The 19,881-nt window shown below is 72.5% G+C and carries 16 protein-coding genes, 1 tRNA gene and 1 pseudogene; 13 read left to right on the top strand and 5 right to left on the bottom strand.

What is annotated here, in order from left to right:
- Nucleotides 1–4: 4 nt before the first annotated feature.
- The gene (locus tag ACLJPL_RS03370; RefSeq protein WP_411079122.1) at nucleotides 5–718 is read left to right on the top strand and encodes a response regulator; all 714 of its coding nucleotides are present in this window, start codon (nucleotides 5–7) and stop codon (nucleotides 716–718) included.
- A gap of 42 nt (nucleotides 719–760) precedes the next feature.
- Here the strand turns inward: ACLJPL_RS03370 and ACLJPL_RS03365 are convergent.
- Both ACLJPL_RS03365 and ACLJPL_RS03360 read right to left on the bottom strand, forming a co-directional pair.
- Nucleotides 761–1,396, bottom strand: a pseudogene (locus tag ACLJPL_RS03365) (phosphatase PAP2 family protein); the annotation flags it as partial.
- A 70-nt stretch (nucleotides 1,397–1,466) separates the two neighbouring features.
- Nucleotides 1,467–1,913 (bottom strand): GNAT family N-acetyltransferase, encoded by a 447-nt coding sequence (locus ACLJPL_RS03360; protein WP_411079121.1) that lies wholly within the window; start codon nucleotides 1,911–1,913, stop codon nucleotides 1,467–1,469.
- A 133-nt stretch (nucleotides 1,914–2,046) separates the two neighbouring features.
- On the opposite strand from ACLJPL_RS03360, the gene ACLJPL_RS03355 reads away from it, so the two are divergent.
- The 4 genes from ACLJPL_RS03355 to ACLJPL_RS03340 all read left to right on the top strand — a co-directional run bounded on the left by ACLJPL_RS03355 (nucleotide 2,047) and on the right by ACLJPL_RS03340 (nucleotide 8,063).
- Complete coding sequence (locus ACLJPL_RS03355; protein WP_411079120.1) at nucleotides 2,047–4,701, top strand: alpha/beta fold hydrolase; 2,655 nt, start codon at nucleotides 2,047–2,049, stop codon at nucleotides 4,699–4,701.
- Nucleotides 4,698–5,609 carry an ABC transporter permease gene (locus tag ACLJPL_RS03350; RefSeq protein WP_411079119.1) on the top strand — a complete coding sequence of 304 codons (912 nt, stop codon included), beginning with the start codon at nucleotides 4,698–4,700 and terminating at the stop codon, nucleotides 5,607–5,609. The genes ACLJPL_RS03355 and ACLJPL_RS03350 overlap by 4 nt, the downstream gene beginning before the upstream one ends.
- Before the next feature lie 227 nt (nucleotides 5,610–5,836).
- A complete protein-coding gene (locus tag ACLJPL_RS03345; protein WP_411079451.1) occupies nucleotides 5,837–7,519 on the top strand; it encodes a YfbK domain-containing protein in 1,683 nt (560 codons plus the stop codon).
- A gap of 88 nt (nucleotides 7,520–7,607) precedes the next feature.
- Nucleotides 7,608–8,063: a DUF1772 domain-containing protein gene (locus ACLJPL_RS03340; protein WP_411079118.1), complete on the top strand. Its 456-nt coding sequence runs from the start codon at nucleotides 7,608–7,610 to the stop codon at nucleotides 8,061–8,063.
- A gap of 159 nt (nucleotides 8,064–8,222) precedes the next feature.
- On the opposite strand, the gene ACLJPL_RS03335 is transcribed toward ACLJPL_RS03340, so the two are convergent.
- Nucleotides 8,223–9,098: a peptidoglycan-binding protein gene (locus ACLJPL_RS03335; RefSeq protein WP_411079117.1), complete on the bottom strand. Its 876-nt coding sequence runs from the start codon at nucleotides 9,096–9,098 to the stop codon at nucleotides 8,223–8,225.
- Nucleotides 9,099–9,808: 710 nt separating this feature from the next.
- Between ACLJPL_RS03335 and ACLJPL_RS03330 the strand changes: the two genes are divergently transcribed.
- Entirely contained in the window at nucleotides 9,809–9,940 is a 132-nt protein-coding gene (locus tag ACLJPL_RS03330) for a hypothetical protein (protein ID WP_411079116.1), read from the top strand.
- Between the two features lie 94 nt (nucleotides 9,941–10,034).
- On the opposite strand, the gene ACLJPL_RS03325 is transcribed toward ACLJPL_RS03330, so the two are convergent.
- Nucleotides 10,035–10,107 (bottom strand) — tRNA-Arg (locus ACLJPL_RS03325).
- 307 nt (nucleotides 10,108–10,414) lie between these two features.
- Here ACLJPL_RS03325 and ACLJPL_RS03320 point away from each other — a divergent pair.
- From ACLJPL_RS03320 to ACLJPL_RS03290, 7 genes are all read left to right on the top strand, one after another.
- Nucleotides 10,415–12,058, top strand: coding sequence for a dynamin family protein (locus ACLJPL_RS03320; RefSeq protein WP_411079450.1), 1,644 nt, complete (start codon nucleotides 10,415–10,417; stop codon nucleotides 12,056–12,058).
- Entirely contained in the window at nucleotides 12,055–14,031 is a 1,977-nt protein-coding gene (locus ACLJPL_RS03315) for a GTPase (RefSeq protein ID WP_411079115.1), read from the top strand. The genes ACLJPL_RS03320 and ACLJPL_RS03315 overlap by 4 nt, the downstream gene beginning before the upstream one ends.
- Before the next feature lie 134 nt (nucleotides 14,032–14,165).
- Nucleotides 14,166–14,675 (top strand): single-stranded DNA-binding protein, encoded by a 510-nt coding sequence (locus ACLJPL_RS03310; protein ID WP_411079114.1) that lies wholly within the window; start codon nucleotides 14,166–14,168, stop codon nucleotides 14,673–14,675.
- 189 nt (nucleotides 14,676–14,864) lie between these two features.
- A complete protein-coding gene (locus ACLJPL_RS03305) occupies nucleotides 14,865–16,418 on the top strand; it encodes a Cys-Gln thioester bond-forming surface protein (protein ID WP_411079113.1) in 1,554 nt (517 codons plus the stop codon).
- Nucleotides 16,419–16,543: 125 nt separating this feature from the next.
- Nucleotides 16,544–18,208: an energy-dependent translational throttle protein EttA gene (gene ettA, locus ACLJPL_RS03300; RefSeq protein WP_411079112.1), complete on the top strand. Its 1,665-nt coding sequence runs from the start codon at nucleotides 16,544–16,546 to the stop codon at nucleotides 18,206–18,208.
- A gap of 5 nt (nucleotides 18,209–18,213) precedes the next feature.
- Nucleotides 18,214–18,636 (top strand): acyl-CoA thioesterase, encoded by a 423-nt coding sequence (locus ACLJPL_RS03295; RefSeq protein ID WP_411079111.1) that lies wholly within the window; start codon nucleotides 18,214–18,216, stop codon nucleotides 18,634–18,636.
- Complete coding sequence (locus tag ACLJPL_RS03290; RefSeq protein WP_411079110.1) at nucleotides 18,633–19,337, top strand: hypothetical protein; 705 nt, start codon at nucleotides 18,633–18,635, stop codon at nucleotides 19,335–19,337. The genes ACLJPL_RS03295 and ACLJPL_RS03290 overlap by 4 nt, the downstream gene beginning before the upstream one ends.
- Nucleotides 19,338–19,392: 55 nt before the next feature.
- Here the strand turns inward: ACLJPL_RS03290 and ACLJPL_RS03285 are convergent, their stop codons facing one another.
- Nucleotides 19,393–19,797, bottom strand: a complete 405-nt coding sequence (locus ACLJPL_RS03285; RefSeq protein ID WP_411079109.1) for a globin — start codon at nucleotides 19,795–19,797, stop codon at nucleotides 19,393–19,395.
- Nucleotides 19,798–19,881: the final 84 nt, after the last annotated feature.

Below are 19,881 nucleotides of genomic sequence, written 5' to 3'. Positions count from 1 at the left end.
CCCGATGAGCGGCGCGGGTGCGGACCGGGGAGGGACGACGCGCGTGATCGTCGCCGACGACGAGCCGATGATCCGTGCGGGCGTGCGCGCCGTACTGGCCACCGATCCCGGCATCGAGATCGTCGCCGAGGCCGCTGACGGGCGCGAAGCGGTGGCGCTGGTGCACGCGCACCGCCCGCACGTGGCTGTGCTCGACGTACGGATGCCGAACGTCAACGGCATCGACGCCGCGGCCGAGATCCGCCGCACCCGGCCCGCCACGGGAGTCGTCATGCTGACCACGTTCGGCGAGGACGACTACATCCTCCGGGCGCTGGGCTGCGGAGCCGCCGGCTTCCTGATCAAGTCGGGCGAGCCGGAGGAGCTGTTGGCGGGCGTGCGGGCGGTGGCCGAAGGCGCCGCCTACCTCTCACCGAAGGTCGCGGCCCGGGTGGTCGCGCATCTGGCGTCCACCGGAGCCGGGACCCTGGCCGGCCGGCGGGATTCCGCCCGGGAGCGGGTCGCCGGGCTGACGCCCCGGGAGCGCGAGGTGCTGTCCCACCTGGGGAGCGGGCTCTCCAACGGGCAGATCGCCCGGCGGCTGCACCTGGTCGAGGGAACGGTCAAGGCGCACGTCAGTTCCGTCCTGGCCCGGCTCGGCGTCGACAACCGGGCCGCGGCCGCCGTCGTGGCCCACGAGGCCGGCGTCCTTCCCCCGCCGCAGCCCGAACAGCGCTGAGGCCAGACGTTCGGCGGGGCCGCCCAGAGCGAGCAGCACCGCCGCCGCCACCGCGCCGCCCAGCACCGCCCCGGCGACGACGTCATGCGGGTAGTGGACCCCCACCAGGACCCGCAGGAGCGCCGCCGCCACGGCCAACGGCAGCGTCACGAACGCCAGCCGGGGCCTCCGCACGGCCAGCCCCACCGCGAGGGCCGCGGCCAGCGTGGCGTGGTTGCTCGGGAACGACCAGTCGCCCGGAACCGGGCACGCCGCGACCACCTCGACGCCGTCCACCGCCCGGCACGGACGCTCCTGGTCGACGACCAGCTTCAGCGCCTCGCTCACGGCGTACGCCACGACGGTCCCGGCACCGATCAGGGCCACCCCCGCCACCCGGACCGGGTCCCTCCGGCGCAGAGCCGTCCAGCCCAGCCCGAGCAGCAGCAGCCCCAGGACGAGCAGCGTGCCCTCCGAGGCGAGCTCCAGGGCGTGCCCGAGCCACCCCGGCGCGTCGGAGACGGCGCCCGTCAACGACCGGTACGCGGAGACAGAGGCTCCCCGCGTGACCTCGACCGCGCCGGGCCGGCCCAGACCTCCCGGTGACAGCCCGACGATCACGACGGATGCCGTCGCCAGCAGGGCCGCCGATCCGAACAGTCGCAGCGGCAGGGAGCGTTGATGTGTGTGTTTTGCCATGCCGATGAACGTAGGAGCCACCGGCGCCCGGACGCAGGCGACGAACGACAGGGACGGCCCCCGACGAACGTCAGGGTTGACCTCCCTCCACACCCTCCTGCCCGCCGCCCCCGAACTCCCACGTCAGCATCGCGAACCGCCCGTCGTCCCTCGCCCCCGCCGACCGGTAGGCCGCCGACGCCGCCCCGTTGTCGGGCTCCACCCCGACCCACACGTCGTAACAGCCCCGCTTCCGCGCGAGGTCCACGAGCGCGAGGGCCAGGGCCTTGCCGATGCCCCGGCGGCGGTGGGGCCCGTCGACGCCGAGTTCGTACAGGCACATCTCCGTGCCCTTGTCCGGATGCAGCATCTCGATGCCGGTGACGAAGCCCGCCGGGGCCCCGTCCACGTACGCGATCAGCAGCACGTGGCCGGGCGCGGCGAGGAAGCGGGCCGCCCACTCCTCGCGGGGCGGGGCGTCGAAGAGGCGGCCGGCGGCGAGGAGTTCCCCGACGGTCGTTGCGCGGCGTATGTCCACAATGACCTCCGGGAGGGGAAGGCCCCGTACCGCGTCCGGAGTACGAGGAAGGCGCACCGTACCTCTCAAGGAGGCCGCCCGCCTCCCCCTGGCGGCACTTCGGCCGGTGGCATCCTCCGTTTAGGGTCGAGGAATGGAGACCCCTACTGCTCGATGGCGGCGCCTGCTGCCCCGTACACCTGGCCGGTGGGCCGCGGCCGTCGCCGCGCTCGCCGTGCTCGTGGGCGGCGGCGCCTGGACCGCGGTCGCCGACGACGGCCCGCCCGCCGTGCAGCGCGAGGACCGGACGCTGCGGCCGGGCGGGGTGCCGATCGACACCTCGTACTTCACCGCCGGAGGTTCCGGTAAGCGGCCCGCCGTGCTCATCGGCCACGGTTTCGGCGGCAGCAAGAACGACGTACGGGCGCAGGCCGAGAAGCTGGCCGCGGACGGGTACGCGGTGCTGACCTGGTCGGCGCGCGGGTTCGGCGAGTCCGGCGGAGAGATCTCGCTGAACGACCCCGACCGCGAGGTCAAGGACGTCTCCGGGCTCATCGACTGGCTGGCCGAGCGGCCCGAGGTCGAGCTCGACGGGAAGGGCGACCCCCGGGTCGGACTCACCGGGGCCTCCTACGGCGGAGCCGTCTCCCTGCTCGCCGCCGGGCACGACCAGCGGGTCGACGCCATCGCGCCGGTGATCACGTACTGGAACCTGGCCGACGCCCTCTTCCCGGACGGGGTCTTCAAGAAACTCTGGGCGGGAATCTTCATCACCACCGGCGGCGGCTGCGAGCGGTTCGAGAAGCGGCTCTGCGAGATGTACGAGCGGGTCGCCGTCAGCGGCACGCCCGACGAGGCCGCGATCAAGCTGCTCACCGAGCGTTCGCCCTCGGCCGTCGCCGACCGCGTCAAGGTCCCCTCGCTGCTCCTCCAGGGGCAGTCCGACTCCCTCTTCCCGCTCGGCCAGGCCGACGCCATGCAGAAGGCGATCAGCGGCAACGGCGCGCCCGTCTCCGTCGACTGGATCTCCGGCGGACACGACGGCGGCGACAACGAGACCGCGCGCGTCCAGGGGCGGATCGGCTCCTGGTTCGACCGGTATCTCAAGCAGGACACCGGTGCTGACACCGGGCCCGCCTTCCGCGTCACCCGCACCGGAGGCATCGACTCCACGGACGGGGCGGCCCTCAAGCGCGGCGCGAGCGGCGACACCTACCCGGGGTTGCGCAGCGGCGGCCAGGAGATTTCCCTCAAGGGCTCCACGAAGACGTTCCGCAACCCCGCCGGGGCCGCCCCGCCCGCGATCTCGGCCGTACCGGGCGTCGGCGGCGGGCTCTCCCAGCTGTCCTCCCTCGGCGTCGGGCTCTCGCTCGACTTCCCCGGACAGTTCGCCCGCTTCGAGTCGACCCCGCTGGCCGCCCCGGTACGCGTCACCGGCACCCCCACCGTCCGCGTGAACGTCAAGGCGACGGAGGGCCGCGACGCGGTGCTCTTCGGCAAGGTGTACGACGTGTCGCCGGACGGCAGGCAGCAGGTGCTGCCCTCCCAGCTCGTCGCCCCCTACCGGATCACCCCCGACCAGCAGGGCAAGCCGGTCGAACTGGCGCTGCCCGCCGTGGACCACGAGTTCGACGCCGGTCACCGGATGCGGCTGGTGTTCTCCGCGACGGACCTCGGGTACGCGTCCCCGGCCGAGCCCGCCACGTACACCGTGACCCTCGACGGCCCCCTGACCGCCCCCACCGCACCCGCCGTGAAGACCGCGGCGGCCACCCTCCCCTGGTGGACCTGGGGCCTCCCGGCCGCCGCCCTCGTCATCGCCGCCGCCCTCCTGCTCACCGCCCGCCGCCGGACCGCGACGCCCGCGCCGGACCCCGGACTCACCGACGTACCGCTCCAGATCACCGGGCTCTCGAAGAAGTACGCGAAGTCCGTCGACCGGTACGCCGTGCGCGAGCTGTCCTTCCGCGTCGAGAAGGGCCAGGTCCTCGGGCTGCTGGGCCCCAACGGCGCGGGCAAGACGACCACCCTGCGCATGCTCATGGGGCTCATCACCCCCGACGAGGGCGAGATCCGCGTCTTCGGCCAGGCCATCCGGCCCGGCGCCCCGGTCCTCTCCCGGGTCGGCGCCTTCGTCGAGGGCGCGGGCTTCCTGCCGCACCTCTCCGGGCGCGCCAACCTGGACCTGTACTGGCAGGCCACCGGCCGCCCCGCCGAGGACGCCCACATCGACGAGGCCCTGGAGATCGCGGGCCTCGGCGACGCGCTGGCCCGTGCGGTGCGGACGTACTCCCAGGGCATGCGGCAGCGCCTCGCCATCGCGCAGGCCATGCTCGGCATGCCGGACCTGCTGATCCTCGACGAGCCGACCAACGGGCTCGACCCGCCGCAGATCCGCGAGATGCGTGACGTGATGATCCGTTACGCGGCCGGGGGCCGGACCGTCATCGTCTCCAGCCACCTCCTCTCCGAGGTCGAGCAGTCCTGCACCCACCTGGTCGTCATGGACCGGGGCCGGCTCGTGCAGGCCGGTCCGGTCGCCGAGATCACCGGATCCGGCGACATGATCCTGGTGACCACGGACGGGGAGGTGTCCGAACCGCTCGCGGAGAAGGTCGCCGCCCTGCCCGGCATCGGCTCCGCCGTCCGCACCGACGACGGGCGCGGACTCCTCGTCCGCCTCGACGGGGCCACCGTCTCGCGGCTCGTCGCCGACCTGGTCCGGCTCGACGTCCCGGTCACCGGCGTCGGCCCGCACCGCCGCCTGGAGGACGCCTTCCTCACCCTGATCTCCCAAGGAGCAGCATGAGCGCCGCCGTCCAGCCCCCCGAGGCCCGGGTGGAGCCCGAGCACCCGGAAGCCGCCGGCTACCGCGCCGGGCGCACGCTCCCCCTCCGCGTCGAGGCCATGCGGCAACTGCGCCGCCGCCGCACCCTGCTCATGGGCGGGATCCTCACCGCCCTCCCCTTCATCCTGATCATCGCCTTCGCGATCGGCGGCACGCCGGACGGCGAGGACGGCGGCGGAGGGGGCCGGGGCGGCGGCCGGATCAACCTGATGGACGTGGCGACCGAGTCCGCCGCGAACTTCGCCGCCACCTCCCTGTTCGTCTCGGCCGGCTTCCTGTTGGTCATCCCGGTGGCCCTGTTCTGCGGGGACACCGTCGCCTCCGAGGCGAGCTGGTCCTCGCTGCGCTATCTGCTCGCCGCGCCCGTGCCCCGGACCCGGCTGCTGTGGTCCAAGCTCGTCGTCGCGCTCGGCTTCAGCCTGGCCGCGATGGTGCTGCTGCCGCTCGTCGCCCTGGCGGCGGGCACGGCGGCCTACGGCTGGGGGCCGCTGAAACTGCCGACCGGGGGAGCGCTGGCCGCCGGGGACACCGTGCCCCGCCTCGCGCTCGTCGTCGCGTTCATCTTCGTCTCGCAGCTCGTCACCGCCGGACTGGCGTTCTGGCTCTCGACGAAGACGGACGCCCCGCTCGGCGCGGTCGGCGGCGCGGTCGGCCTCACCATCGTCGGCAACGTGCTGGACGCCGTCACGGCGCTCGGCTCCTGGCGCGACTTCCTGCCCGCGCACTGGCAGTTCGCCTGGGCCGACGCGCTCCAGCCGGAACTGGAATGGGGCGGCATGCTCAAGGGAGCGGCGATCTCGGTGACGTACGCCCTGATCCTGTTCGCTCTGGCCTTCCGCGGGTTCAGTCGTAAGGACATCGTGTCCTGAACCTGATGTTCCGCGGTTTCGCCGACCGCGTGGGCGCCCTCTCCGGCCGCTGTTGCCTCATCGAGATGGTTCCGCAACGCTTTCGTCGACTCCGGCCGGGCCCCTCGTACGTCACATTCACAGTGTCGAAGGCGCCGTGATGACGTGGGGGGTTACGGATGAAGCACCGGAACGAGAAGCGGACGGGCGTACGGGGAGGGGGCCGGACGGGGGGCCGGGCCGGGGCGATGGCGCTCCTGCTCGCGGGCGGGATGCTGCTCACCGCGTGCGGCAACGGCGGGATGGACGGCACCGCCGCCGACAAGCGCTCGGGCGCGCGTCCTCCGCAGGGTTCGACCGGCGGCGCACAGCCCGCGCCGGACTCGGCGTCCTCGGCTCCGGACGGGGCGGCGGAGAAGGGCGGGGCGGACGAGAAGGGCGGGGCGGACGGGAGCGGGGACGAGGAGAAGCCGGGCATCGCCCCGCCGGACTACCTCTCCACCTTCGCCCTGGACGTGGACACCGCCAGTTACGGCTACGCGCGACGCACCCTCGGTGAAGGACGGCTGCCCGGCCCGGCGGACGTACGGCCGGAGGAGTTCGTCAACAGCTTCCGCCAGGGGTACGAGCAGCCCGAGGGCAACGGGTTCTCGGTGACGGTCGACGGGGCGCGCATCGACTCCGGCAGCGGCGGCGGGAGCAGCGACGGCGACGGCGGCGAGAAGGAGAAGGCGACCGGGGGCGGCGGCGATCGGGCGACCCCCCGGTCCGCCGCCGGCTGGTCGCTGCTGCGCGTCGGGCTGGCCACCAAGGCCGGTCCGCCGAAGAGTGAACGACCGCCCGCCTCGTTGACGTTCGTCGTCGACATCTCCGGTTCCATGGCCGAAACAGGCCGCCTGGACCTGGTCCGGAAGTCCCTGACGATCCTCACCGGCGAACTGCGCGACGACGACTCCGTCTCCCTGGTCACCTTCAGCGACGAGGCCGAGACCCGGCTGCCGATGACCCGCGTCAAGGGCAACCGGAACACGATCCGGGACGCGGTGGAGGAGATGAGGCCCGCCCAGTCCACCAACGTCGAAGCGGGGATCACGCTCGGCTACGAGGAGTCGGTCAAGGGCCACCGCAAGGGCGTCAACAACCGTGTGGTGCTGCTCTCCGACGCCCTCGCCAACACCGGCGACACCAAGGCGGACAGCATCCTGGAGAAGATCGACACCGCCCGCCGCGAGTACGGCATCACGCTGTTCGGCGTCGGCGTCGGCAGCGACTACGGCGACGCGTTCATGGAGCGGCTCACCAACAGGGGCGACGGGAACACCACGTACGTCGGCGACGAGGAGCAGGCCCGCAAGGTCTTCGTCGACCAACTGCCCGCCCACCTCGAACTCCGGGCGCGGGACGCCAAGGCGCAGGTGGAGTTCGACCGGGGGACCGTGAAGCAGTTCCGGCTGATCGGGTACGAGAACCGCAAGGTTGCCGACGAGGACTTCCGCGACGACAGTGTGGACGGCGGCGAGGTCGGCCCCGGCCACACGGTGACCGCGCTCTACGCCGTACGGCTGCGCGAGGGCGCGTCCGGCAACGTGGCGAATGCCACCGTCCGCTGGCTCGACCCCAAGACCCGCAAGGCGCACGAGCAGAGCGGCTCGGTGGGGACCGGGGCGCTCGACGGCGGTCTGTGGGACGGCGCGTCCGACCGGCTCCAGGTGGCCGCCGTCGCCGCCTACTTCGCCGACACCCTGCGCGGGGGCGACCTGCCGGGCACGCCCGCGCTCGGCGAGCTCGCGTCACGGGCCAGGAAGCTGGCCGACGACACCGAGGACCTTTCCGTACGGAAGCTGGCGACGGCGATCGGGGAGGCGAACCGGCTGAAGGGCGGGGCCGGACCGGACGACGGGGAGGAAACGGGCGAAGGGGAGATCGGCTGACCGGCGGGCACCCGACAGCGGTCGACGTTCGCACAGTCATCCGGAAATATGGCTGTGCGAACGGCCGTCACGGGTCATGCTGTCCGCCATGACCTCCCTGTTCCTGATGCTGTCCGTGATCGTCAACGGCCTCTACGCGGGCTTCCTGCTGACATTCCTGATGGCGATCATGCCCGGCCTCGCCGGCCTGCCGGACGAGCAGTTCACGGCGGCGATGCGCCGTTTCAACGAGAAGGTCCCCGGCCCTCTCTTCCTCGTCCTGTTCCTCGGCGCGGTCGCCCTGCCCGCCGCCGCGCTCTTCACCGGACTCAGGGGACCCGACGCGGAGGAGGTCCCCGTGCTGGTGGCGGCGCTCGGCTGTGCGGTGGCCTCCCACGTGATCACGATCGCCGGGAACATCCCGCTCAACAACGCCCTCGCGCGGTCCGAGGGCGGCGACGACACCGCCGCCCGCAGGGCCTTCGAGCCCCGCTGGAACACCTTCCACCAGATCCGCACGGCGTTGACGCTGGCCGGGTTCGTGCTGCTGGTCATGTCGCTGTAGGGCGTGTCGCTGGTGCTGTCGCTGTGGGCCGCGTTGACCTGCGGGGCTTCACGGGCTGAGGGGCTTCAGGGCCTCCGGGGCTTCACGGCCTCCGGGCCCGGCGCTGTGGGTCTGGCGCTGCGGGCCCGGCGTCGTACGCGGAGGGGCCGCGTACGACCCTCACACGTTGGGGACCTTGAGCCGGTCCCAGCTGGTCTTCCCCGGGACGCCGTCCGCGTCGCCGCCCGCGTAACCCAGCTTGCGCTGCCAGGCCGCGTACGACTGCCGGTCCGCCTCGGACCAGGCCGGCCCCGGGCCCACCGCGTACCGGCCGCAGCCCTCGGCCACCAGGCGCTTGCCCATCGCCGTGACGACCGGGCTGTTGCGGCCCGCCTTGAAGAACGACGCCCCGGGGAACGGCTCGTACGTCGGTTTCGGCGGTGGATCGGCGGGCCCGTCCGGCGCGCCGCTCAGCCGCTTGCCGATCCTGGTGCGCATCGAGTTCATGGTGAAGCCGCGCGGATCGACCTTGCCGGGCTGCCACTCCAGGTGACCGATCACCGACCGCTGCGACCAGCGGTGCGCCCGGCAGACGGCTGCTGCGGCCCGCTCGATCGCCAGCAACTGGGCGGCGGGCCAGGGGTCCTTGCCGTCGCCGAGGTTGACGCACTCGAAGCCGTAGAAGTACCGGTTGCCATCGGTGTTGACCTCGTTGTCGGGCGGCAAAGCCTTCTCCGCGATCACCGCACGCAGCACGTCGTCGTCGCCGAGCCCGGCGTGGTTGGCCCGCCCGTTGCCCACGAGATGGACGGTCCCGTCCTTGGCGATCACCCCGTGGCACAGCGGACCGGGGAGGGCCGAGTGGCCGTTGTAGCAGAGCTCGACCGAGGACGCGGTGCCCGAGGTGACGGTGTGATGGATCATGACCCCGTGCGTGGGACCCCAGGCTCCCTTGTGATTCCGGTTGTTGGTACGCCAGCTCCGGTGCTCGACGACATGGAGTCCTTCGTCGCGGAGGGCTTTGAGCAGCTTGTCGGCGGACAGCGGCGTCGCCATCGTGGCGCTCCTTTCCAGGGGGTGCGTGGGTTCGCGCGGGTGGTTCGACGGGCGGTGAGCAGGGTCGACGGCCGGAGGGCACGACGAAGTCGCGCTCGCCCGAACGGGTTTGCGGAGAAGTGGGGGACGCCCTGCGGCGGGATTCCGCCTAGAGCCCTACAGGAACGATTTGCCCGTTCTTGCGCCATCCTGAACGTCGTTCCGCTCCGAACGTTTCGTCGGCCCGCCACCCTTGCGCCGGGGATTCCGTTTCGCGGGGCGGACGGGGCCGGCGGGGCCGGGGAGGCATGAGAGGCCCGGGGGCCGGGTCATTTCCTCACCCACGGCGAAGGCGGAGGCGGAGACGAAAGCCGGGGCGTGCCGCCGAGCACCGGCCCGGCCGGTCTCTCGGTCGTCTCCCAGCCCCGTTGTCAGTGGTGGCTGCCAAGCTGGATCCCATGATCGCGACACCCTCGTACTCGACTCGGGCCGCGCGTGCGGCCGCTCACGGCCTCGCGTCGAGGTGGTCCGAGGGCGGTGGTGAGGGAGACGTCACGGCGGTGCTCGGTGCTGATGTTGCACGGAGCCCTCGGCGGCTGGGGCGGGCCGATTCGGTGGTGGTCGGTGCCCTCGGCGCTGATCTTTCGGCAAGTGCTGCGAAGCCGCTGACGCCCACGTTGCGGGCACCGCCTCCGAAGCCCAGGTCCGGGACGCGCATCGCCGGGACAGCCGTGCTCGTGCTCGCCGCGCTGACGGCGGTGTTCACCTGGGCGGAGTTGCCCGGGGAGTTCGTCTCTCCCGTGCTGGTCGTGCTGGGCGGAATCGTCACCGTACTGCTGCCGCGAGCCCGCTGGCCGGAGTGAGTCGTGGATCGGACGCCGGGCCCGCGCGAAGGTGCGCCGTCCTGCTGGGCAACAGAAAGCCCCTCACCTGTCGCTGCTGGTGAGAGGCTGTGTGCGCCCCCGGCAGGACTCGAACCTGCGGCCAAGCGCTTAGAAGGCGCCTGCTCTATCCACTGAGCTACGGGGGCCGGGAGCCCTGATCGGGTGGTTCCGTGGCCGTGCCGGGACAAGGATAGGGCTCCGATCGCCTGGACCCGGTTGCTTCACCTGCGTGGCACGATGTGGAGGTTCGGTGAAGCGAACCGATAATCGCAGGTAGGTACGATTCCTGCATCGTTTTTCGCGCCTTGCGCCCCGGGTGTTGTGCACTCGTTATGCCTGCGCCCCACTCGTCCCCTCTGTTCCGAGTCTGTCCGGAGGGTGGAACCGCCGCGCAGAGGGGCCCATACGCTTCAAAAAGGCTCCAAAATTGGGCATTCTTCGCATGTGGCGACCATGGACGTACGGCCCCAGCTCATCGACGCACTTTCCGCCCTGCGCGACCGTGTCGCCGCCGTGCGTCTTCCGCTCCCCCTCCCGGGGGCGGGACGCGCTCGGCAGACCCGGGTCGAACTCCTCGCACAGCTCGACGACTACCTCCTGCCGCGCCTCAAGGATCCCGAGGCGCCGCTGCTCGCGGTGATCGGCGGCTCCACCGGGGCCGGGAAATCCACGCTGGTCAACTCGCTCGTCGGGTGCCGGGTCAGCGAGGCCGGGGTGCTGCGGCCCACCACGCGCACCCCGGTGCTGGTCTGCCACCCCGACGACCACCACTGGTTCGCCGGCGTACGGGTGCTGCCGCAGCTCACCCGCGTCTGGCTGCCGCCGGGGCAGGCCCGGGACCCGGACGGGCTCGACGATCTCGGGCCGGGCGCGGACGACGAGGGGAACGTGCTGCGGGTGGAGACCGCCGTCAGCCTGCCCCGCGGGCTCGCCATCCTCGACGCCCCCGACATCGACTCGCTCGTCGTGCGCAACCGGGTCCTCGCCGCCGAACTCATCTGCGCCGCCGACATCTGGGTGATGGTCACCACCGCGTCCCGGTACGCCGACGCGGTGCCCTGGCATCTGCTGCGTACCGCGAAGGAGTACGACGCGGCCCTGGTCACCGTCCTCGACCGGGTGCCCCACCAGGTGATCGCGGAGGTCTCGCGGCAGTACGCGGCGCTCCTGACCCGCGCCGGACTCGGGGACGTACCCCGGTTCACCATCCCCGAGCTGCCCGAGTCCGCGGGCGGCGGCAGCGGGCTGCTCCCCACCACCGCCGTCGCCCCGCTGCGCGCCTGGCTCACCCACCGGGTCCAGGACCCCGCGGCCCGGCAGCAGGCGGTGGGGCGTACCGCCTCCGGGCTCATCCAGTCGCTCAACGTACGGATGCCCGAACTGGCGTCGGCCGTCGCCGCGCAGTACGCGGCGTCCGTGCGGCTCACCGGGGTCGTCGAGGACGCGTACGGCAAGGAGGCCGCCCGGATCCGGCGCCGGCTCCAGAGCGGGGCGGTCCTCGCCGGGGACGCGCGGACCCGGTGGCGCGGCCACCCCCTCTACAGCTCGCCCGACGAACTCCTCGAAGCGCTGGTGGACAGCCTGATCGCGCTGCTCCAGTGCGCCGTCTCCGCCGCAGACGCGCAGATCCGTACGCAGTGGAGGCGCGAGCCCGCCGCCGGGGTGTTCCGGTTCGACGGCGCGGGGCGGGATGCCGGGGGATGGGGGCCCGTCGAGGACGTGGAGGGCCGGATCGCCGTGGCCGTACGGCGGTGGCGGCGGGTCCTGGAGGAGCTCGCGGAGGAAGAGGTGCGCCAGCTCGAACGCAACGTGGCGCCCGACCCGGAGACCGTCGCCGCCCTGCTCGCGGCGGCCCTCCTCGGGGGGCGGCGGGCCCGCGCGGCGGGGGAGCAGCTCGCCGAACGCATCGGAGCCCAGGGCGCCCTGCGCCTCCGCGACAAGGGCGGCGAACTGCTGACGGCCTACCTCGACCAGGTGCTCGGCGCCGAACGCGACCGCCGGCTCGCCCCGCTCGACGCGCTCGACGTGGCCCCCGAACCGCAGGCCGAACTGATCGCCGCGCTTTCCGTACTACAGAGGGAGAGGTGGCAGCGATGACTGCCGTCACGGACGAGGACCAGGGCAACGGCACGGCGGACAAGGGTGAGGAGCCGGAGGGCCGGGACCGCGGGCGCTGGGACGACGGGCTCATCGCACGGCGCGCGGCAGCGGTGGAAGCCCCCGAGGCCGACCCCCTCACGACCGACCCCCTCACGGCCGACGAGGAATCCGCCGACTCCCCGCGATCCACCGACGCGGCGGCCGACGAGAGCGACGTACGGCCGCAGGTCGAGGCGTACGGCCCCTCCGGCGGCCCCCTGCCGACCCGGCTCGACGCCCTGCGCGAACTCATCGGCCTCTCCCGGGCCCGCCTCGACCGGGACACCCTCGCCGAGGCGGGCCGCGTGCTGGACGAGGCGGCGGCCCGCCAGCGGCTCTCCTCCCGGCATACGGTCGTCGCCGTCGCGGGGGCCACCGGGAGCGGGAAGTCGACCCTGTTCAACGCCCTGGCCGGGGCCCAGATCTCCGACACCGGGCTGCGCCGCCCCACCACCTCCCAGCCCATCGCGTGCAGCTGGACGGACGGGGCCGCGGGGCTGCTCGACCGCCTCGCGATCCCCGGCCGCCTCCGCCGCAGGCCGCACCCCGGGCCCGCCGCCTTCGACGAGGCGCTCCAGGGGCTCGTCCTGGTGGACCTGCCCGACCACGACTCCGCCGCGACGGCCCACCGGGACCAGGTGGACCGGGTGCTGGCGCTGGTCGACGCGGTGATCTGGGTGGTCGACCCGGAGAAGTACGCGGACGCCGCCCTGCACGAGCGCTACCTGCGCCCCCTCGCCGGGCACGCCGAGGTCACCTTCGTCGTCCTCAACCAGATCGACCGGCTGCCCGGCGAGGCCGCCGACCTCGTGCTCGACGATCTGCGCCGGCTCCTCGACGAGGACGGCGTGGCGGTGGGCGAGCACGGCGAACCCGGCGCCACCGTCATGTCCCTGTCCGCGCTGACCGGCGACGGGGTGCCCGAACTGCGCCAGCTGGTCGGCAAGTTCGTCCAGGGACGCACGGCCGCCACCCGCCGCCTCTCCGCCGACGTGGACGCGGCGGCGGCGCGGCTGCGTCCCGTGTACGTGGCCGAGGGGCGGCCCGGTCTCGGCGAGCGGGCCCGCGAGGAGTTCACCGACCGGCTGGCCGAAGCGGTCGGAGCGGCCGCCGCCGGGCAGGCCGCCGAGCGGGAGTGGCGCAGGAACGCGGGCCGCGCCTGCGGGACGCCGTGGCTGCGGCTGTGGCGCTGGTACGAGTCCCGGGGGCTGCCGGGCAGTCTGGACCGGATGGGCCAGGCGCTGGCCCCGCCGGAGGAGGAGCTGACCGCGCGGCAACGGGTCGAGCAGGCGGTCCGGATCGTCGCGGACGACGCCGCCGACGGGCTGCCCGCACCGTGGGCGCAGGCGGTGCGCGAGGCGGCCTTCACCGGGGCGAAGGGGCTGCCGGAGGCGCTGGACGAGCTGGCGATGCGGGGCGGTACGGGGGACGGCTCCCCCAAGGCCCGGGGCGCTGAGGCCGACGCCGGGCGGGCCGGCGGTACGGGGAAGGCCGCCGGGCGGTCGGGCGGTGCGGCGAAGGGGGGCCCGGCCGCCGGGATGCCGTTCGGCGGCCGCCCGGCCAAGCCGCCCCGGCCGAAGTGGTGGCCCGCTGCGGTGCTGGCCCAGGTGTCCATGACGCTGCTCCAGGTCTTCGGGGGGCTGTGGCTGGCCGGCCAGATCATCGGGGTCCTGGAGCCGGGACTCGTCACCCCCGCGCTCATCATGCTGGCCGGAGTCGTCGGCGGGCCGCTGGTGGAGTGGTCCTGCGCGGCGGCGATCCGGGGACCCGCGCGCCGTTACGGGCAGGAGGCCGAACGACGGCTGCGCGAGGCGGCGGCGGGGTGCGGCAGGGCGAGGGTCCTGGACCCGGTCTCGGCGGAGCTCGTGCGATACCGGGAGGTGCGCGAGCGGTACGCGGCGGTGACGGAGTTTTCCACAACCGGCCAGTAATCCACAGGCTCCGACGCCGTTCGCCCCCGACGTCCACCATGAAGTCAGCACACCGGTGGAGAGAACGAACAGGTACGAGCAGAACGAACAGAACGAGCAGGACGAACAGGTACGACGGAAAGCGGGGGCGGAAAATGAACGAGACCTTGGTGACGCTGGTGGGGAACGCGGCCACGGCGGTGGAGTTCCGGGAGACGGCCACGGGGGGAATGGCGCGGTTCCGCTTCGCCGTGACCCCGCGCCGCCGGGATCGCGAGACCCAGTTGTGGACGGACGGGCCCACCAGCTTCTACACGGTATGGGCCTGGCGGACGCTGGCCGCGAATCTGGCCGGATCCGTAGCCATCGGGGAACCCCTGGTGGTGCACGGCAGGTTGAAGGTCCGCGAGGAGGAACGGGACGGCACACGAAGGACGTTCGTGGATGTCGAGGCGGTCGCGGTCGGTCATGACCTGAGCCGCGGGACCGCCGCCTTCCGCCGAGCGGCCAGGGGAGAGCCGCCCTTGACCGCCTCTGGGGCGGCCGGGGCTGACGGGGCGTCGGGCGGAGCGCGGATGGGTGGTGCGGTGCTGGATCGGGACAGTGCCGCCGACGTTACGCCGCCCCTGCGGGAACGGGTCGGTGAAGTGATGGCGATGTCCTGAAAGGGCTGGTCGGGAGGGGCGGCCCGGCGATAACGATTGCGATTCGGAATGGTTGGCCGGGGGCCCTGCGGGGGATCAGGCTGCGTTCGGTCCCTAGGATTCCCAGAGCTCATGGGTCACTTGAGTCTGCTGGCGGGGCATTCCCCACACGCGCACCACGCGCGAGGGTCTCGCCCGGAGGGGAATTCTGTGTTTGCTGCGCCGTCTGTGTCCGCTTCGCCGTCCGACGCGAAGGCGGGGCACGCCGTACGCGGCAGAACCGCACGCATCGGGGGAACCGGCGGGACCGGGCGGAGGGGGCGCGGCCGGTCCGTCCTCCGACCGCTCGCCGCGCTGCTGCTCTCCGGTCTCGTCACGGCGGCCACCCTCGCCGGGGTGGGCACGGCGGCAGCCGCCGACGAGTCGGGCCGGCACCAGGGCGGTGCGGCGGCGGTGCTCGACGGGCTGAAGACCTTCGACACGGCGGTGCTCCGCATGCCGGGGGAGAACGGCGCGTCCGACCGGACCCAGGAACTGCCCGCCGGGCTCTTCGAGATGACCGTGGACGGCGGCGGCAAGCTCAAGACGTACTGCGTCGACCTCCACAACCCCACCCAGGACCAGGCGAAGTACCTGGAGATCCCCTGGGCGGAGACCTCGCTGGGCGCCAACAGGAACGCCGGGAAGATCCGGTGGATCCTCCAGCACTCCTACCCCCAGGTCGACGACCTCGCCGCACTCGCCGAGGCGGCGGGCACCGGCCCGCTCACCGAGCGGACCGCCGCGGCGGGCACCCAGGTCGCCATCTGGCGCTACTCCGACGACGCCGACGTCACCGCGTCGGACAAGCAGGCGGAGAAGCTCGCCGACTGGCTGCACAAGCGCGCCCGCAATGCCGCCGAACCCCGGGCCTCCATCACGCTGGAGCCCGCGGCGGTCTCCGGCCGGGCGGGGGAGCGGCTGGGCCCGGTGACCGTCCGTACGGGCGCGGGCCAGGTCTCCGTGTCCCCTCCGGTGGACGCGGCGGCGAGCGGCATCACGGTGACGGACAAGAACGGCAAGCCCGTCACCGCCGCGGTCGACGGCGCCCGGCTCTACTTCTCCGTACCCAAGGACACCGCTGACGGGTCCGCGCAGCTGACCGTCCAGAGCGCCACCTCCGTGCCGGTCGGCCGGGCCTTCGCCGGGGTCACGCGCAGCCAGACGCAGATCCTGGCCGGTTCCAGCGAATCCACGGTCTCCGCACGGGCCACCGCCACCTGGGCCGAGACCGGCGCCGCCCCGGCACTGACCGCCAGGAAGAACTGCGCGGCGGGCGGCGTGGACATCACCGCGGCCAACAAGGGCGACGAGCCCTTCACCTTCGAACTGTCGGGCGTCGAGCACACCATCGCCGCCGGCACGACCAGGACGGTGACGATCCCGGTCGCCGAGGACCAGGCGTACGACTTCACCATCACCGGCCCCGGCGGATTCCGGAAGAACTTCGCCGGCGTCCTGGACTGCGCCACCAGCGGAAGCGTCACCACCCCCGACGAGGACCGCCAGGCCGACGAATCCGACGAGCTCGACACCCAGAGCGCCCGGCAGACCACCCCCGCCTCGACCGGCACCACCACCTCGGGCCTGGAAGGCGACCTCGCCGCGACCGGCGGCTCCAGCGCCACCGCGATGATCGGAACCCTCGCCATCGGCCTGCTCGTCGTCGGCGGCGGCGCGGTGTTCCTCCTGCGCCGGAAGGAAGCGCGGCAGCACGGGGAGTAGCGACCGGTGCGCGTCCTTGACGGTTGCGCGCCGGCCGATCCCCGGACGGGTTTCCTTCCGGGGATGGACGTCAGGCAAGATGGGGTGTATCTGCCCACACCTCTATTGCTGCCGGACGGTTTCTCTTGGCTGAGTTCATCTACACCATGCGCAAGACGCGCAAGGCGCACGGCGACAAGGTGATCCTTGATGACGTCACCTTGAACTTCCTGCCCGGCGCGAAGATCGGTGTCGTGGGGCCCAACGGCGCCGGCAAGTCCACGGTGCTGAAGATCATGGCGGGCCTGGAGCAGCCGTCCAACGGTGACGCGTTCCTGTCGCCGGGGTTCAGCGTCGGCATCCTCATGCAGGAGCCGAAGCTGGACGAGGAGAAGACGGTCCTGGAGAACGTCCAGGACGGGGCCGCCGCGATCATGGGCAAGCTCAATCGCTTCAACGAGGTCGCCGAGCTCATGGCGACCGACTACTCCGACGCGCTGATGGAGGAGATGGGCAAGCTCCAGGAGGATCTGGACCACGCAGGCGCGTGGGACCTGGACGCCCAGCTGGAGCAGGCCATGGACGCGCTGGGCTGCCCGCCCGGCGACTGGCCGGTCACCAACCTCTCCGGTGGCGAGAAGCGCCGGGTCGCGCTCTGCAAGCTGCTCATCGAGGCCCCGGACCTGCTCCTCCTCGACGAGCCCACCAACCACCTCGACGCCGAGTCGGTGAACTGGCTGGAGCAGCACCTCTCGAAGTACGCGGGCTGTGTCATCGCCGTCACCCACGACCGGTACTTCCTGAACAACGTCGCCGAGTGGATCCTCGAGCTCGACCGCGGCCGCGCCATCGCCTACGAGGGCAACTACTCCACGTACCTGGAGAAGAAGCAGACCCGCCTCAAGGTCGAGGGCCGCAAGGACGAGAAGCGGCAGAAGCGCCTCAAGGAGGAGCTGGAGTGGGTGCGGTCGAACGCCAAGGGGCGCCAGACCAAGTCCAAGGCCCGTCTCGCCCGGTACGAGGAGATGGCGGCCGAGGCCGACAAGATGCGGAAGCTGGACTTCGAGGAGATCCAGATCCCGCCGGGCCCGCGCCTCGGTTCCATCGTCGTCGAGGTCGAGAACCTCTCGAAGGCGTTCGGCGACAAGGTCCTGATCGACGACCTGTCCTTCACGCTGCCCCGTAACGGCATCGTCGGCATCATCGGTCCGAACGGCGCGGGCAAGACCACGCTGTTCAAGATGATCCAGGGCCTGGAGACGCCGGACAGCGGCGCCATCAAGGTCGGCGACACGGTCAAGATCTCCTACGTCGACCAGTCCCGCGCCAACATCGACCCGAAGAAGAGCCTGTGGGCCGTCGTCTCGGACGAGCTGGACTACATCAACGTCGGCCAGGTCGAGATGCCCTCGCGCGCCTATGTGTCCGCGTTCGGCTTCAAGGGCCCGGACCAGCAGAAGCCGGCCGGCGTCCTGTCCGGTGGTGAGCGCAACCGCCTCAACCTGGCGCTGACGCTCAAGGAGGGCGGCAACCTGCTGCTCCTCGACGAGCCCACCAACGACCTCGACGTCGAGACCCTGTCCTCGCTCGAGAACGCGCTGCTGGAGTTCCCCGGTGCGGCCGTGGTCATCTCCCACGACCGCTGGTTCCTGGACCGCGTCGCCACGCACATCCTCGCCTACGAGGGCGACTCCAAGTGGTACTGGTTCGAGGGCAACTTCGAGTCGTACGAGAAGAACAAGGTCGAGCGTCTCGGCGCGGACGCGGCCCGCCCGCACCGCGCTACGTACAAGAAGCTCACGCGAGGCTGATCGTCTTGGCTCGTCACATCTACAGCTGCCCCCTGCGCTGGTCGGACATGGACGCCTTCGGCCACGTCAACAACGTGGTCTTCCTCCGCTATCTGGAGGAGGCGCGCATCGACTTCATGTTCCGGCTGGCGCCGGGGGACGGCTCGCCGTCGTTCTCGGGCGGGTCCGTCGTGGCCCGGCATGAGATCGACTACGTACGGCCGCTGGTGCACCGGCACGAGCCGGTCACCGTCGAGTCGTGGGTCACGAAGATAGGCGCCGCGTCGCTGACGATCGCCTATGAGATCAAGGACCCCGAGCAGGTGTACGTACGGGCCTCGACCGTCGTCGTGCCGTACAACCTGGCCGAGGAGCGGCCCCGGCGGATCTCCGCCGAGGAAAAGCTCTTCCTCCAGAAGTACCTGGCAGAGGAGCCCGCCGCGGCATGACGGCGCCTGTGCAGTCGCTGCTGTTCGCCGACCCGAGGGAGGCGGCGGATCTCGCCGCCTTCCTCGGCCGGCTGCTCCACTACGACCGGGCCGCCGCGGTCCGGTTGCAGGCGGGCGGCGGCGACGCGCTGGCTGTGTTCGGCCGCCCGCCCTCCTTCGAGGTCCTCGCCATCCGGGCGGCCCGCCTGGCCCGCCCCGAGACGCTCGACGTCACGGTGTCGGCCGGCGAGCTGCTGGAGTCCCTCGACGTCTCCGGGGAGGGCCCAGGTGAGCGGGGCGGCGTGCTGCCCGCTCCCGTCACCGGGCCGCCCTGGGCCGGTGTCCTGCCGCCCCGGGGGCCCTGGCGGGAACAGGACGGCCTGCCCGGCCCCGACGCCCTGCGCACCGCCCTCGACGCCGCCGTCGCCGAGTTCCGTACGCGGGACGAGGCGCTGCCCGAGGAACTGCGCACCCGCGCCGAACGCGACCGTATCGGCCGCGAGATCTGGTCCCGCCCGGTCGGCGCGACCGGGCTGCCGCTGCGGGCGCTCCACGCCGCCCAGTCGCTCGGCTTCCTGCGCGCGGACCCCGACTTCCCCGTCTCCCTGCTCGCCGCGGGCGCCTGGCTTCGGCTGCGGACCCCGTTCGGCTCGGTCGCCCTGCGCCGCGACCCGGTGGGCGGCGGGCTGGGCGGGCTCGCCCTGACGGTCGGGCACGGCTGAACCCCTTTGCCCGACGCGCGGGACCTGTTTCCGCCTGTGGACCGTCCGGGCTCGGTCAGTCAGCCGTGTTGACCATGGAAGCCGCCGCGTACGTCAGGTAGTCCCACAGCTGCCGCTCGTGCTCCGGCGCAAGCCCCAGCTCGTCCAGCGCGACCCGCATATGCGCCAGCCAGGCGTCATGGGCCGCCCGGTCCACCCGGAACGGGGCGTGCCGCATCCGCAGCCGGGGGTGCCCCCGGTTGTCGCTGTAGGTGCGCGGGCCGCCCCAGTACTGGATCAGGAACAGGGCGAACCGCTCCTCGGCCGGGCCCAGATCCTCCTCCGGGTACATCGGCCGCAGCAGCTCGTCGCCCGCCACCCCCTCGTAGAAGCGGTGGACCAGGCGACGGAAGGTCTCCTCGCCGCCGACCTGCTCGTAAAAGGTCTGCTCCTGAAGCGTGTCGCGCGGAATCTCTGTCACCCGTCCATGGTCGCAGACGCACCGGCCGAGGTCAGGGGTCCTAGGACCAATGGCCCGGGCCGCCGCGCGGGCTCCCTTCCGCCG

It is taken from the genome of Streptomyces sp. cmx-18-6 (genome assembly GCF_046548915.1).
Lineage (GTDB): Bacteria > Actinomycetota > Actinomycetes > Streptomycetales > Streptomycetaceae > Streptomyces.
This window is presented reverse-complemented; position numbering and strand designations above follow the sequence as displayed.

Excerpts from the sequence above, each read along its gene's own strand:
- ACLJPL_RS03310 (WP_411079114.1), top strand. The coding sequence starts at position 14,166 with ATGAACGAGACCTTGGTGACGCTGGTGGGGAACGCGGCCACGGCGGTG.
- ACLJPL_RS03355 (WP_411079120.1), top strand. The coding sequence starts at position 2,047 with ATGGAGACCCCTACTGCTCGATGGCGGCGCCTGCTGCCCCGTACACCT.
- ACLJPL_RS03370 (WP_411079122.1), top strand. The coding sequence starts at position 5 with ATGAGCGGCGCGGGTGCGGACCGGGGAGGGACGACGCGCGTGATCGTC.
- ACLJPL_RS03315 (WP_411079115.1), top strand. The coding sequence starts at position 12,055 with ATGACTGCCGTCACGGACGAGGACCAGGGCAACGGCACGGCGGACAAG.
- ACLJPL_RS03345 (WP_411079451.1), top strand. The coding sequence starts at position 5,837 with ATGGCGCTCCTGCTCGCGGGCGGGATGCTGCTCACCGCGTGCGGCAAC.
- ACLJPL_RS03350 (WP_411079119.1), top strand. The coding sequence starts at position 4,698 with ATGAGCGCCGCCGTCCAGCCCCCCGAGGCCCGGGTGGAGCCCGAGCAC.
- ACLJPL_RS03335 (WP_411079117.1), bottom strand. The coding sequence starts at position 9,098 with ATGGCGACGCCGCTGTCCGCCGACAAGCTGCTCAAAGCCCTCCGCGAC.
- ACLJPL_RS03320 (WP_411079450.1), top strand. The coding sequence starts at position 10,415 with ATGGACGTACGGCCCCAGCTCATCGACGCACTTTCCGCCCTGCGCGAC.
- ACLJPL_RS03290 (WP_411079110.1), top strand. The coding sequence starts at position 18,633 with ATGACGGCGCCTGTGCAGTCGCTGCTGTTCGCCGACCCGAGGGAGGCG.
- ACLJPL_RS03340 (WP_411079118.1), top strand. The coding sequence starts at position 7,608 with ATGACCTCCCTGTTCCTGATGCTGTCCGTGATCGTCAACGGCCTCTAC.